This window comes from Legionella steelei (assembly GCF_001468005.1).
GTDB lineage: Bacteria > Pseudomonadota > Gammaproteobacteria > Legionellales > Legionellaceae > Legionella > Legionella steelei.
This window is the reverse complement of record NZ_LNYY01000021.1, coordinates 596,703-610,163: the sequence shown is the minus strand read 5'-3', so window position 1 is coordinate 610,163 and position 13,461 is coordinate 596,703. Positions and strand designations below refer to the sequence as shown.

Genomic DNA, 13,461 nt, shown 5'->3' with positions numbered 1-13,461 from the left:
TTTACATTGTACCTACTGGTTGCTCTGATATTAATCAACATTATTTCCTTGATTATCAACTTTTAGTTTATAATTAATGGAATATCTGATGAATATAACTTTATTATGTTGAATTTTTCTCAATTAAGATGTTTTATAAAAGTTGCTGAACTTCTCAATTACAATCGTGCGGCAGAAGAATTGAGTGTTACTGCAACTGCAGTAAGCAAACAAATTAAAAATCTGGAACAACAATTTGGTGAACAACTCTTTATTCGGGATACACGCAAAGTTCAGCTGACTGCTTTTGGTTTCATGTTGCTCGAAAAATGCCGAAACTTATTCCATGAGACACAACAAATCGAGCAATTTATTGAATCAAGACAAATTCATCCTCAAGGTCAAATCACTATTTTGGTTTCAAACATTCTTGCTCGAGAACTTATTTTAAATAGACTTGTTGACTTTGTTGCTCAATATCCATTGATTGAATGTGAGTTTTTATTCTCAGAACATGATAACGATTTGGCACGTAAAGACATCGATGTAATGGTCGGCTTTCCTGAAGTTCCACCTTTTACCGATCAATTAAAATATAGAAAGATGCCCTCTGTGGCCAATATTCTTTGTGGGGCACCAAGCTTAATGAATCAATACGGCATGCCTACTCAAGCATCCGATCTCATGTCATTTCCTTTTATTTCTCATAGTCTAAGAAAACCGGCTACAGAACTACCACTAGAAAATGGAACATTTCTACCATGTCCCAAACCAATACTTTTTATGAATGATTTTAATGCCCTAAATCAAGCATGTAAAAATGGAATAGGTCTCTTTTTAACTGGTGATAGATTGGTTGAACAGGCACTTAAGGACGAAACACTAATACACGTTCTTCCAGAAATAAAATTTAAGCGATATGAAATTTTTACCTTTTACCAGCCCTATGGTTGTGAATTACCAAAGATAAGCGCTTTTCTTGATTTTTATGCTTCAAATAGTAAGTAATTTGATTAAAGAGAGGCGTTAAATCAAAAAAATGAATGGTACAGGGTACATTTTTAAGTTAGCTTCTCGAGGGAATTTTCGGGCCAAAGCCCGACCTATAAGGGTGTTTTTAATGTGTATGAATAAAAGAGTTACATGACTTATTTACATCCATTCTTACCACGGGTCCATTTTGATTGAAAAAGGAGATAGCTTAAAGATTCCTTGCTCATCTTCAGCTGCAGTTTCCTTAGAAAGTTCTTCGTCTTGAGTAGTTACATCTTGCTCAATAGGCTTGTTTTTGGCAGTCGGCTTTGGCTTCATTGACAAAGGGGTTGGGGCTAAATTTTTAGTGTCCTTATCCTCTGTTTGTAATTTCGGAGTTGGTGTGGGCTGTAAATTATTTGCTAACCTCTGGATAAATTCATCATATAGCTTTAATGTGGGTAGGCTAACGCGAAGTGACACTATATTGCCTTTTTCATCTCGAGTCATGCTGAGGCAATCATCGGATAAATGATGCTTTTCTTTAAGCGCATTGAACTCTTGGAGAATAGCCTGCATGAATTTTTCTAACTCTTCTCTTTGTTTTTCGGATAATGAATCAGGCTCACACTGTAAATCAATCGTCAGAGTCATGGATTTGCGGTCATTATTAATAACCAATAGTTCTTCAGCAACTAGCTCAGCAATTACGTCTGGATCAAAGCTTCTTTCCTCAGACTGAGACTCTGGGTCAAGCTCTTCACCATCTTCCATGAGTTCTTCACTATCTTCCATGAAACTGAACTCCCCTATCAACTCTTCAGAATCATCGACTAAATGATCTGTCTTAATCAGAGATTTATCATCGCCATGGCCAGCGTTGTCCTCTGATGAGTTATCAGAACCACTTCCGTCACCGCCACCGCCACCACCTCCATGTCCAAAACAACGAGGAGTTGGAGCAGTTTCTTTAAAACAAATTCGACAACGTATTTTTGCTGATTCAGCAGCAGCTTCTTTTTTTTCTGCTTCTTTATTTAATTGTTGTAAAACCAATCTCATAGAAGAGGTTATCGGTTCACCTGTTGGTTCAGAATCTGGCTGATGATTGTCTTTTTTCATGAGAAATAACCAATTTAAAATTTATAAATAATGGAACAATTATATGTGAAAATTTAATTTTCCTGCCTACATGGTGAAAAGTTTTACTATTTTTTTACGAGAATGAATGGGCAGATATTCTCACTTTTTTGTTCTCCTCACCCCTAAGGGGAGAGGGTTAGGAAGAGAGCGGCCAAGGCCCAACATGTGATCTACGTAGGACAATATTGATGTCATTGCCATCATTTTAATCGCATCAAGCTCATTCAAAGTATGCCTTTTTTCTCATCTCTAGGAATGTGATTAATCGATACGTCAGAGATTCTTTAGATGCATTAGGTGGCCATACAGCATAAATAGGAAGAGATTCTGCTTGCCATTCAGGTAGAGGTTCAACAAGACGCCCCTGATTGATATCCTCTGCCACAAAAAACACAGGAGGGGTCACTAGTCCTAGCCCAGCAATTGCCAATTGACAAGCAGCATCCATGCTATCGACGATAATTCTTGGCTCGAAATCAATTATATAAGTTTGTCCTTTTTGATTGATTAACGTCTTAGTATTGGGACGCATTTTGAGCCCAATCCAATCCCATTTGAGTAAGTCCTTAAGCTTGCGTGGAGACTTATGACGATTCATTACCGATGGAGCAATAACAATTTTACGTTTCATCGTAAAAAGCCGTTTAGATTTTAAAGTGCTGTCTTGCAAATTACCGATTCGAATCGCCAAATCGATGCTTTCTCGAATTAAATCCAGTTGTATGTCGCTAAAACTGATTGAAAGCGCTACTTTTGGAAAAGCCTTGGCAAATGCAGCAATATCATCAACAAGCGGACTTTTTGTGAGCATTGCAGGGAGGGTCAGATTTAATTTGCCAGTTGGTTCAGGAGCGTGATATGCAATACCATTAAGCCCTTTTTCTGCTGCCGATAACATTGCTTTCGCACTTATAAATAATTTTTCACCTTCATAAGTAAGAGAAAGTCGTCGTGTGGAACGATAAAGCAAAGCCACTCCCAGTCGCTCCTCCAGCTGTGCCACATGGTGACTAACAACCGAAGGTGAAAGTTTTAACGTCTTCGCTGCGGAACGAAATGAGCCCGCCTCAACCACTTTTGCGAAGATTGCCAAGGCTCTTAATTCATCAATCATTGTACCATCAAATCAAACAGTAAATTCCAATTATATCATCTAATAAAATCATCACACAGATGGTAAGCTATTAAACAAGTAATAAAATTGACTGGCAACATAGAATTATTAGGATAATTTTCTCAGAGGAGAATAACGATGACACTTTTATTAGCAATGTTTTCATTTTCTTTGGTCATGTCCATTACACCAGGACCTGTGAATATGATTATACTTTCCTCTGGCATTAATTATGGAGTCAAGAGAACGATTCCTTATGTATCAGGAGCGACTATAGGGTTTACCTTCTTATTGATATTCATTGGCTTTGGATTCGCGCAATTTATTAATGCATACCCATTTTTTCTAACCTATTTAGCAATTGCAGGCTCGTCATATATTATTTATATGGGATATAAAATAGCTTTTTCTAAACCAGAGTTGGAAGTAACTAAAAAGGATACCCCTAAATTTTATGAAGGTTTTTTACTACAATGGATAAATCCTAAAGCATGGATTGCCTGCGTATCTGGAGCCTCAATTTTTTCCAGTGCAAACAATCATGATCCGTTTTTAACGTTTACCCTTATTTATTTTATCGTATGTTATCTTTCGCTGGGTATTTGGGCAGTTTTGGGTGATAAGGTATCTTATTTATTAAAAGATCACGCGCGTCTACGACAGTTTAATTTCATTATGGGACTGTTATTGATGCTAACAGCGGGTTATTTATGTTTCGGCCAGATTAATTATTAAGCCTTGGCGATAAAATATTATTTTAGGAATAGCCAATCGACATCGGGCCAAGGCCCGACCTACATTATAAATTATCATCTTTACGTTTATTGATGGGAACTACCATGATTAAAAAATCATTATTATTAAAAGAAAATGTTCCGACAATTTCCATACCAACTTTTTTATGGGCATTTATAGAGCGTTCATTTTGAGTAGAAACCAAGACCACATATAAATCTAACTCTGGACGTTCATTCAATAAAAACGCAGAGAGTTTTTCATAAAGTTTAAAAAATAATCCTTGTCCTCTATGGTTCCTATCAATACAAACTGGACCAGAAATTGCAATATTATACCTAGATAATTGCTTGCCTCGATAAGAAATATCTGGGAAACAATCCAGCATGGCTGAGACTAAGGGTATATTTTTATTGTATTCAACGGAACCGACACAAATATATCCACAAACGCCCTGTTCATCTTTACAAATAAAGACACAAATATCTTTATCCATCGATTTGAATTGTTCGATGGATAAACCTTCAGAAAGAAAGCCATCCGCTTTTTCTGAGGGGGTTAAAGCAGTAACTAAATTTTTATTTTGCAGAGCAATTACTTGCTCGAAATCACCTAAATTTGACCTTTTATATTCCATAATGCTTACCTCCTACAAACCTATTTTGAGTAATAGCTCACTCATTTTTTTCTATTGATTATTGTAAAGACTAGCATAATACCTATCTTTTATTTCCATAAACATTTGCTTTTAAGTTAACACTTAAGAAATTGTCGCACCAAGCCCCCTCCCTGAAGGCCCGACCTACCAACTCGATCCCCCCCTATCCCTTTTGGGTGAGGAATTTTTCTAAGTTTATTTTTGAAGCAACTAAAGACTTGCAAACAGAATTGATCATTAATTAATCAAGTACAATTCAAAGTACTATAATATAAAGAACTATTTTTATTTAAAAATGGGCAAAAAATCATGGACAAAGGATTAGATAATCGAAGTCGAGATAAGAGCGGAGTCATCAGAAAAAAGCGTAGTGATACAAAAATCAAAACATTGCGCAATCTATATGGCAAGAACTTCGCTCCAAATTATGGCTCAGACGAAACGCTTAAAATCTTACTGGAAAAAGAACATAAAAAAAGTTTAAGTGCGTTTTTAAGAGAAGACAGATAATTTATAGATCGGGCTTTAGCTCGACCTATAAATTATCTGATCAACTAAGAACAGGTGACAAAATTCTTGTTTCCTGTGCTTCATCTTTTAATAGCACACCATCATAGTGAAAGTCTGAAGTTTTTAGCATTTGACGCTTATATTCAATGAGCTGTGCTAATACCAAAATTTGCTCATTAAGAGGAGTAATGTGTCTATAATTTTTAGAAAAAATATGCGCAATATTGTTTACATCCTCTATGGGGTCTTTACTAGGATGATATATGGCTTTAATGATCGCCCCAAAAAATGTTTCATCCTGCTCCGATTGAATAAAATCTTTAGCATACCAACGTAAAATAACGTCAATAAAAACAATATACATTGAAAGTAATGCCGTAGCACTTCGACTCATTCCTGCTTTGCAATGGACGAGTACCCGACCTTGATTCTGTTCCGATGCACTGCCTGAACTATCTGTTTGCTTATCAGATTGACATTGACTGATAAAACTGCGGCAATATTTTGCCTCATCATGTTCTTTGCTAGAAGCAAAAAAGGAAATAACGTTATCGTATACTACTTTAAGCTTCGATTTTTCATTTATCGCAAGGGTAACATCCGTTTTTTCAAATTTTTTACCCATCAATTTATCGATTAGATTCTTACATTCGGAATTTTTGCGTCCTGGTAGACAGCCTAACACTTCACTAAATAAATATTGTGCCGCTAATAATGTATGAAATGTTCTCATAGCGTGTAAATCAGGACATTGAATCAGAGCAACACTCACGCCACGCTGAATCCAATCACTAGGAAGCGCTTTTTTTTCTTCATTATAAATTCTTTGTGGCACATTGCTTGCCTCAATAGTAAGAACAGAGCAAACACCTTTAAAGACTAAATCGTCGACCGTCTCTGTCTTATCAGCATTTTTATTAATGGAGCTAACTACAGGAAATGAGCTTAAATATAAAGGTCCTGGTACTAGGCTTGCGTGTTTACTTTTATTCTTTTTCAGTGTTAGTTCTGTTCCAATGATTTCGCCTTCGGTAATTAATCGCTCCTCTTCCCCAATGTGATACTTCAGCTCTGCCGGCGTTTCTTCGCTTATTTCGGAAAGAAGTAAAGGTAATCTTGGATTCATTTTGTTTTTTGGCACTAAACGAAATCCCTTTTTCGTATGAAACAATTTTTCGCTTGGCTGAGGACTATCCTGCTCTATTTTTATATCGTGCATTGTAGTTAATAAAGAGGGATAACGTGTTGCAGGAAAATGGGGTTCGCCCTTTTTGTATTCAGGATCAAGAAACTGCGTCACCGCAATGCAATCAACTTCAGAAAAATATTTTTCTCGAAAAAGTGCAGCAAGCTCTTCTAATTGAAAATGATTAATCACTTTGGTAACGATATTAATTAATTGGCGCTGATTCAAGTACGTAAATTTTCGGCTATGTAATAAGTAGCTCCGTCGCGCTGTCTCACCTCTCAATGATTCAGATATTACACGCAAGTCAAAACCTTCTTCGCCATAACGTTTTGAGCTTTTTCGACGAAACTTTTCAATCAATTGATTGACCTTATTATTCGCTTCTTGTTCATTGCCTTCCAGTTTTCCTGGACAACACAATTGTACTAATTTCTTTTGTGCAGAATGAAAATGCTCTGAGTCTTGATTATCAAGATGCTCCAATAACGATAATGCAGCACTAAAGACTGCAAATTCGGTTTCAGAAATTTTTTTAGGCATAACACGCTCCTTGTGTTTTTATATTTTATAACTTGATTCGCTCAGGTAATGCAATGATATTCAATTTGGACTACATAATAGAGTTGTAAACGGCTACCGAAACCCAAACAATGCACCATAATGACCGCTCCTTTTTTGAACCACAGCAATAAATTTTGTATAATATATATACACAAATCAATTGTTTTTGGTTTAACTATGCGTATTAAAATTGAGAAACCTAATGATAAAAATGGAGAGGAATTAATATTAGAGACAAGCCCTCCACCATTAACCGCTACTACTGGTGGTGATATATGGTATTGCAGCGATTCAGTGTGTAATTTAATTGGAGGAGGCGTTTTAGGCCTGATGGATATTAGTTATGCAGACCTCCCTAAAGATCAGCAATTTAATATTGAGCTGGCAGTAGCTTCCGGCAATATTTACCATATGTTATTAGGTGAGCCTCAACCGAAATTTTATAGTGGGATTGATGAAAACGGAGTTTATTATCGCCTATCAAAAAAAGTTTCTGAGTTCACCACTTGGGGTAATTGTATTAAAGAAAGCGAAGCCATAAATGCAACCCACGAAATTGAAGATTCAGATGGAGATGACAGCGAAGACACAACAAAGCAGTATACTGTACTAGGCAACAAATTAGTTACAGGTACAAATACCTTTGAATTAGGAGGACAAAAAGGCGAAATAAAGAGAATCGTTAGTACAGCTATTGTCAGTTTCTTTTTGAATGATATTGACACAAACCCAGGAAACTTTGGTTTGGTCAAATATGGAAATGATTATTATATGATTAAGCTTGATCCAGAATGCTGCTTTAATCATTGGTTCTTTTCTCAAGATGCAACAAGTATAGTTATGGCATTTAATGATATAGCTCGTAATCATTCACGTGATTTTTTAGATAATTTTACAGATAATTTTTGCATAGAGGAAATTGATGAATGCAATTGGGATGTAGTAAACGGTTTTATGAGCACCGAAGCAGCCAATCTAGAAAAGTTCGCAATAATTTATAAAATTATTAATACCCCGCTAGAAGAATATGAATTAATTTTGAGAAGCTGCATTGATAAAAAATACAATGATAAAATAGAAATCCTTCTAAACGGATTAAGAAATAAGATCGCACTTTTTTCTCAATGTGCCAATACGTTAAAGGACTATAAAGAATACTGCGCACAAATCAATATGCCAGAGCAAACTGAATTAGTACCCCCGCCTGCTGAAGAAGAAATGAATATAAACGTTACTGAACAACCTTTGGAAATAGATGAAAATGTTTTTGTACATCCCTCTGAAAATGCAAATACTTTATTTTCAAAAAGAAAAGCAGAGGCCACTAATACATCTAATAAAAGAATAAAAATCGACAAAACCGAAACTGAACAAACTCAAAATAGCTTGGGAAACACCTAATATACAGGCAAAGAGATGAAACGTAGCAAGAGGATGTTCTGTATAGCCTGTTTGCTTGCAAACAAGAACTTGAACAGTCTCATAGCATTTGCTGATTGAAGTTAAATCCCATATTACGGCTTTGTCTAATACGAGCTAAGTAACTCTCAATAAATGGTCAGACCAAAACCAGACTCACGTTTGCTAAATGATTTCCTCTGACTCAATCAATATAAATTAATTGATATCGGCATTAACTTTTATCTAGCTACATCTAATATTGGCTTAACTTATATGTATTATAATTACACGGGGTGGTTATTTTTTAAATTACCCCGGGAAATGAAACTTATGTTGTTGAGGTGTTTATGCCACATATCAAATTATCTGCCGCTGGAGCTCCTACATCAAGTGTGAAAAAACCAGGAACTTATTATTCTTCGGCTATCGCTCTTAGTAAAAAAGCACGCAACGATTCCATCCGAGTTGGAATAGGTGCGGTGGAAATTTTAAGGGCTGCGGATACAAGTTGCCTTTGGACTGCGGATTTGCAATCTTGTTTTCCAGTTATTTTTAAATTTAGAAATGGTGACATAGGATTGTTGCATGGGAACTCTGCAGACATATCAAAAGTTGAAAGTTTGCTCAACAGAGATGATCTTGTAGAAATCGAATTATTTGAAAAAGGGCATCAGTTGAACTCCAAAAAGGTGAAAGCCTTCACTGAAAACGTTATAAAATACTTCCAAAATAACAAGCTGCCACAACCAGCTATAAATATTCAAATTCAAGATCATATCGCTTCTTATGGTGTAGTCGTTTGTTATAAGTCCCTTAAAAATAAACCAATTATATTAGTCGGCGACAGTATTAAATACATTAATGGACTAGCGCATAACTTAAGTGCGTGCACGAACCAAGAAGAAGTCATTCATCCCTATGAGTTTGAAGATGCAACAGAGCGTTTTTCCCTGATAGAAGATACATTTTCAACTGGCGGAGTTCTTCGATTTTTTGAAGTGAAGAAAAATCGTGGTGATGACGATATGGAAATAGGAATCCCCCAGAAAAAAAGTCGAAATTGTACCATTCTATAAACTATGAAAATGCAATTAATTTAGCGTAGCGCTGTTTGCTTGCAACGGTCTAATTTGCTGCCATACTGACAATCACAACGACTAATAATAACGCATAAATTTTACCGTATAACTGGTCAGGTACTTTGTTTGTGAAATACATACCAATTTTTGCACCAAATATGCTCCCCATGGAGAGGAAGTAACCAGAATAATAATGGAACAACAACAAAACCGCCGCCGAAACCAAACATGGTTGCTAACACACCGGCTACAATACCAGACATTAAATAGGCAATTATCATTGTTGTCATTAGTAAAGCCCTTAGATTCAAAAGTTAAACTACAGTAAAAATGGCTACATACCACAAGTTCGCTCAGGATAAGCATCTGAATAAGGTGGGATATTCTCCTTATCTATTGTTTTATCCTTGGAATAGATGATATTTAAATTTCTTTGATCTGTTTTTTCACCTTGAAAATTTACTAAATAAGCTTCCATATTGTATATATGCAAAGTCACACTAACCCCTGCCCCTAAAACTTTTCTTCGCTTGAGCTGATGAACAAAAACTCCATTTAAATCATCATGATTGCTATGAAACCGATAACGGTTAACACGCTCTACTAACCGAGCAGTATGCTCACCTGTTGGTTGATAGTATTTCTCAGATATTGGTCCCTCTAAGACTGTAACTGTACCCTTATATTTATGATCATGAATTGTTGTTTTTTGTCCTGGTGCAAATGCAAATACCCATATTGAGAAAGGATTAGATGTATCAGTATGATCATAAATAAGATACCGGCCAATACCATTTGGCATCACCGTATTGAAATCAGCAGGATTATAAACACTATGATCTAGTTTTAATGAGCCCTCTGCGAGCCTTCTTGGTAAACTGGTTGAAACTGTATGGTAAGTTATATTTTCTAAGCCTTTAATTGCACTTATTATTGCATCTTCGTTCTGTTTGATTCGCTCAATTTTTGTAAGCATGTTATTCCTTTAATCTACATCACAGCAGTTATTATTTTTTATAGTCTTCCAAAATTAGCCCCTTAGTATGCAAATACCCCATTTGCTTGCATAGGTGATCTAACATCAATAATAATGAGTCTATAAGTGTCTGTTTGCAAGCAAACGAGTTACTTACATAAACTCTGCGGCTATAGATTATAATTATTAAAAAGGACTGTAGGAGTCATCAAATGGGTAAGAAAATTAGCAAATCATCAACTTGTCATAAAAATCCTTTATGCCGTATTAACAAACCTGCAGATCATTCCCATGGCAAACAAACTTATGAACGAATTGCATGTGTATTTCAGGGCGGTGGTGCATTGGGGGCATACCAAGTAGGCGCATTTCGTGCAATTCATGAAAAAGGATACAATCCCAATTTCCTAGCGGGAGTCTCTATCGGCTCCATTAACTGTGCGATTATTGCTGGTAATTCAAGAGACAAACAAATTGAAAAATTAACCTCTTTTTGGGATACCATCGTACCAAAAATATGGAACGATACACTTTTTGATAGCGACGTTTCAAATTTTTTACATCATTTACATAATCAAATGGGCGCTATGCATGCAGTCTTTTACGGTCTGGACGGTTTTTTTAAACCCCGCCTAATTCCTCCCACGCCCATGACTTATGATACACCGGATAAACTAAGTTATTATGATACCTCCCATCTCAAAACAACATTGGAAAGTTTGATTGATTTTGACCGTATCAATGACAAAAAAACCACCCTATGTCTGGGTGCGGTCAATTTGTCGTCTGGCGAAATGGAATTTTTTAATAATCAAAAAATTACCATTACGCCAGAGCATGTGATGGCAAGTGGAGCGCTTCCTCCAGGCTTTCCAGCAGTTAAAATTGGTGATGATTATTATTGGGATGGTGGCATCTATGCCAATACGCCTCTGGTGACCGTGCTAGATGCATTGCCTGAACAAGATACTTTATGTTTTGTGGTGGATTGTTTCAGCCTACAAGGACGATTACCACAAACCATGGAGGAACTTGACGAACGGCAAAAAGACATTCGTTATGCCAGCCATTCACGCCGGCTCACTAATATTTACACCAGTCGTCAAAACCTGCAGGGCGCGATACAGTTTTTAGGTGAAAAATTAAGTCCGGAAGCCAAAAAAGATCCTATTGTTCAGCAAATACTGGAGCTGGGACATAGCAAACATTTCAGTGTGGTACATATCATTTATCGCGGCACGCCTTTTTCCCATTCGTTTAAAGATTACAATTTTGTTCGTTCAGCAATTAATTATCGGATGAAAACAGGTTATAAAAATGCAATGGAAGTTCTTAAAAAACCTGACTGGGAAAAAAAATCGAATAAGGCTCTGGCCTGTTCTATTTATGGTGTAACACCCGATTATTTTGAACAGCATTAATAAAGATGCTTAACGTAAAGAGGCTGACGTAGCCGGGGTGCAGCGAAGCGTAACCCCGGGTATGCTTTTTCTATACCTAGCGCGAGTGCATTTGGAGATGATTTAATTGTGCTTTTTTAATTGAAATGCAAACGATACAGTAATTCGATTTTACAATGACAACAGAAGCTCGCTCTTGTATCTTTAAATTATTCTTTGACATTATTGAAAATAAAGGGTAATTTTCAGAAAAATTTGTAAATTTATATTCCCAAGTGTTCATTAATATCGCATCATTGTTTGATTTTATATCTAATTTTTTACGAAAAGAGTCTGAGCCTAAAGATGCGGATTCTTTTCCATCATTTATTGCTATTGCAATTGGAGCCATAGGATTAGTTGTTTTAGTTGACTATGTAATTAATCGTTATTTAAGACAGTTAAACACAAATTATTACACTAATGATATTAGTAATAACAAATCACCCGAATTAAAAAAATTAGAAGAAAAATTTATTACAAAAGGGTTTTTTATAAAAGAAACAGATGGTAAGTCTTTAATATTTGTAAATCCTGATATGCCAAAAATCCTAATTAAACATCCTGGCGTGTGCGCTCGATGGTCACCTCTGTTCCGACATAATCATCAACAACAGATTAAACAATTTATAAAAAGAGAAAAATTTAAGTATATAGTTGTTCCCCAAACAAAGGTAGAAGAAGATTACCTAATTGAAGATAAATTGCCCGTTAATGCTTTTGATATCCGGGAACAAATTGAACTTTACACTAAACATATTGATAATTTTACTGCAGCTGCCGAAGAATTCACTCGGCTCCTATTAATTGTCTCTTTTACTGATCTATTAGGGGGGTATTGGAGTAGTTTATCTTCTACAGCAATTCCACGATATGATAATGCACTTCTTTATTTGGATCATGGTTACGGAAAAATTGGTCTCATTGATGTCAAATCTCTTTACATCAACTCTGAGAGTGAGCTGAGTTGCGAAAACAATGAACAGATTTTTGAACGATGGAAACGAGCCGTGATATTTTTCCCTTATCATTTAAACCAAATCATTGCGCAAATAGAGAGATTTGATAAGAATATTTTAAAAAAAGAAAAGAGCTGGAAAATATCCAAGAAAAAATGCTTGTTTTTTTTGATAAAATTTATGGAGCCCATGCACGATTTCTACACTACCATAACATCACCGCAAATAATGCTAATGTGTTAATCGATACAAATCCTGTTCTAGAAGAAGAAATTATTAATCTTTTGAAAAATAAATATAACGATTCAACCGATACCTTTTCACCAAAGACAACTGATGATGACCATGAATTTGTCGCGAATAATAGTGTTCAAAATGTCGAGCTATTAAAATTCAAATTTTTTCCTATTGCAGTTAAAGAGTCTTTAGCTTTTAATAAAAAAAGATGTCAATATGCTCTTGCGAAAGAAAATAATTTAAAAACAAAATCATTACTAAATATAAGAAAAAGTATTTTTGGAAGAGATTTTGTTCCATTCAGCAAAAGATCTGAATATGACCAGAATGAAAAATTATTACCTGATATTTTAAAAAGTCACTTATCTACAATGAATATCACCTTTAATGCTCATTTTCTTGAATGGCTTATGGATTCTATCTACGAAATTTTGGTAGATAAACAAGTAATCGCAGGGTTTCATAAAGGTGTCTATGGTAGCCAACATTGTGTCTTTTTCTAATAATTT

General features: G+C 35.6%; 14 protein-coding genes. 8 read left to right on the top strand and 6 right to left on the bottom strand.

Annotated elements, in window-relative coordinates; all coding sequences use genetic code 11:
• The first annotated feature begins 105 nt into the window (after positions 1–105).
• On the top strand, positions 106–987 hold the full coding sequence (locus Lste_RS17245) for a LysR family transcriptional regulator (RefSeq protein WP_058512213.1): 882 nt from the start codon (positions 106–108) through the stop codon (positions 985–987).
• A gap of 156 nt (positions 988–1,143) precedes the next feature.
• Here Lste_RS17245 and Lste_RS17240 read toward each other — a convergent pair whose 3' ends face one another.
• Together Lste_RS17240 and Lste_RS17235 are read right to left on the bottom strand one after the other, a co-directional pair.
• Entirely contained in the window at positions 1,144–2,073 is a 930-nt protein-coding gene (locus Lste_RS17240) for a hypothetical protein (protein WP_058512212.1), read from the bottom strand.
• Positions 2,074–2,314: 241 nt separating this feature from the next.
• Positions 2,315–3,208 carry a LysR family transcriptional regulator gene (locus Lste_RS17235; protein WP_058512211.1) on the bottom strand — a complete coding sequence of 298 codons (894 nt, stop codon included), beginning with the start codon at positions 3,206–3,208 and terminating at the stop codon, positions 2,315–2,317.
• 138 nt (positions 3,209–3,346) lie between these two features.
• Between Lste_RS17235 and Lste_RS17230 the strand changes: the two genes are divergently transcribed.
• A complete protein-coding gene (locus tag Lste_RS17230) occupies positions 3,347–3,943 on the top strand; it encodes a LysE family translocator (protein ID WP_058512210.1) in 597 nt (198 codons plus the stop codon).
• Between the two features lie 64 nt (positions 3,944–4,007).
• Here the strand turns inward: Lste_RS17230 and Lste_RS17225 are convergent, their stop codons facing one another.
• Positions 4,008–4,580, bottom strand: coding sequence for a GNAT family N-acetyltransferase (locus tag Lste_RS17225; RefSeq protein WP_058512209.1), 573 nt, complete (start codon positions 4,578–4,580; stop codon positions 4,008–4,010).
• Positions 4,581–4,910: 330 nt separating this feature from the next.
• Here Lste_RS17225 and Lste_RS17220 point away from each other — a divergent pair, with 330 nt between their 5' ends.
• Complete coding sequence (locus tag Lste_RS17220; protein ID WP_058512208.1) at positions 4,911–5,111, top strand: hypothetical protein; 201 nt, start codon at positions 4,911–4,913, stop codon at positions 5,109–5,111.
• A gap of 40 nt (positions 5,112–5,151) precedes the next feature.
• Here Lste_RS17220 and Lste_RS17215 read toward each other — a convergent pair whose 3' ends face one another.
• The gene (locus Lste_RS17215) at positions 5,152–6,840 is read right to left on the bottom strand and encodes a dual specificity protein phosphatase family protein (protein WP_058512207.1); all 1,689 of its coding nucleotides are present in this window, start codon (positions 6,838–6,840) and stop codon (positions 5,152–5,154) included.
• Between the two features lie 198 nt (positions 6,841–7,038).
• On the opposite strand from Lste_RS17215, the gene Lste_RS17210 reads away from it, so the two are divergent.
• Complete coding sequence (locus Lste_RS17210; RefSeq protein ID WP_157070785.1) at positions 7,039–8,262, top strand: hypothetical protein; 1,224 nt, start codon at positions 7,039–7,041, stop codon at positions 8,260–8,262.
• Between the two features lie 347 nt (positions 8,263–8,609).
• Positions 8,610–9,338, top strand: coding sequence for a hypothetical protein (locus Lste_RS17205; RefSeq protein WP_058512205.1), 729 nt, complete (start codon positions 8,610–8,612; stop codon positions 9,336–9,338).
• A 116-nt stretch (positions 9,339–9,454) separates the two neighbouring features.
• Here Lste_RS17205 and Lste_RS19685 read toward each other — a convergent pair whose 3' ends face one another.
• A complete protein-coding gene (locus Lste_RS19685) occupies positions 9,455–9,631 on the bottom strand; it encodes a hypothetical protein (protein WP_237760521.1) in 177 nt (58 codons plus the stop codon).
• Between the two features lie 44 nt (positions 9,632–9,675).
• Positions 9,676–10,317, bottom strand: coding sequence for a cupin domain-containing protein (locus Lste_RS17200; RefSeq protein WP_058512204.1), 642 nt, complete (start codon positions 10,315–10,317; stop codon positions 9,676–9,678).
• A gap of 212 nt (positions 10,318–10,529) precedes the next feature.
• Here Lste_RS17200 and Lste_RS17195 point away from each other — a divergent pair, with 212 nt between their 5' ends.
• The 3 genes from Lste_RS17195 to Lste_RS19330 all read left to right on the top strand — a co-directional run bounded on the left by Lste_RS17195 (position 10,530) and on the right by Lste_RS19330 (position 13,455).
• Positions 10,530–11,738 carry a patatin-like phospholipase family protein gene (locus tag Lste_RS17195; protein ID WP_058512203.1) on the top strand — a complete coding sequence of 403 codons (1,209 nt, stop codon included), beginning with the start codon at positions 10,530–10,532 and terminating at the stop codon, positions 11,736–11,738.
• A 275-nt stretch (positions 11,739–12,013) separates the two neighbouring features.
• Positions 12,014–12,958: a hypothetical protein gene (locus Lste_RS17185; RefSeq protein WP_157070784.1), complete on the top strand. Its 945-nt coding sequence runs from the start codon at positions 12,014–12,016 to the stop codon at positions 12,956–12,958.
• Positions 12,952–13,455 carry a hypothetical protein gene (locus tag Lste_RS19330; protein WP_058512200.1) on the top strand — a complete coding sequence of 168 codons (504 nt, stop codon included), beginning with the start codon at positions 12,952–12,954 and terminating at the stop codon, positions 13,453–13,455. Before Lste_RS17185 ends, Lste_RS19330 begins: the two co-directional genes overlap by 7 nt.
• Positions 13,456–13,461: the final 6 nt, after the last annotated feature.

Excerpts from the sequence above, each read along its gene's own strand:
- Lste_RS17240 (WP_058512212.1), bottom strand. The coding sequence starts at position 2,073 with ATGAAAAAAGACAATCATCAGCCAGATTCTGAACCAACAGGTGAACCG.
- Lste_RS17220 (WP_058512208.1), top strand. The coding sequence starts at position 4,911 with ATGGACAAAGGATTAGATAATCGAAGTCGAGATAAGAGCGGAGTCATC.
- Lste_RS17245 (WP_058512213.1), top strand. The coding sequence starts at position 106 with ATGTTGAATTTTTCTCAATTAAGATGTTTTATAAAAGTTGCTGAACTT.
- Lste_RS17210 (WP_157070785.1), top strand. The coding sequence starts at position 7,039 with ATGCGTATTAAAATTGAGAAACCTAATGATAAAAATGGAGAGGAATTA.
- Lste_RS17195 (WP_058512203.1), top strand. The coding sequence starts at position 10,530 with ATGGGTAAGAAAATTAGCAAATCATCAACTTGTCATAAAAATCCTTTA.
- Lste_RS17235 (WP_058512211.1), bottom strand. The coding sequence starts at position 3,208 with ATGATTGATGAATTAAGAGCCTTGGCAATCTTCGCAAAAGTGGTTGAG.
- Lste_RS17200 (WP_058512204.1), bottom strand. The coding sequence starts at position 10,317 with ATGCTTACAAAAATTGAGCGAATCAAACAGAACGAAGATGCAATAATA.
- Lste_RS19685 (WP_237760521.1), bottom strand. The coding sequence starts at position 9,631 with ATGACAACAATGATAATTGCCTATTTAATGTCTGGTATTGTAGCCGGT.
- Lste_RS17230 (WP_058512210.1), top strand. The coding sequence starts at position 3,347 with ATGACACTTTTATTAGCAATGTTTTCATTTTCTTTGGTCATGTCCATT.
- Lste_RS17215 (WP_058512207.1), bottom strand. The coding sequence starts at position 6,840 with ATGCCTAAAAAAATTTCTGAAACCGAATTTGCAGTCTTTAGTGCTGCA.
- Lste_RS17205 (WP_058512205.1), top strand. The coding sequence starts at position 8,610 with ATGCCACATATCAAATTATCTGCCGCTGGAGCTCCTACATCAAGTGTG.
- Lste_RS17225 (WP_058512209.1), bottom strand. The coding sequence starts at position 4,580 with ATGGAATATAAAAGGTCAAATTTAGGTGATTTCGAGCAAGTAATTGCT.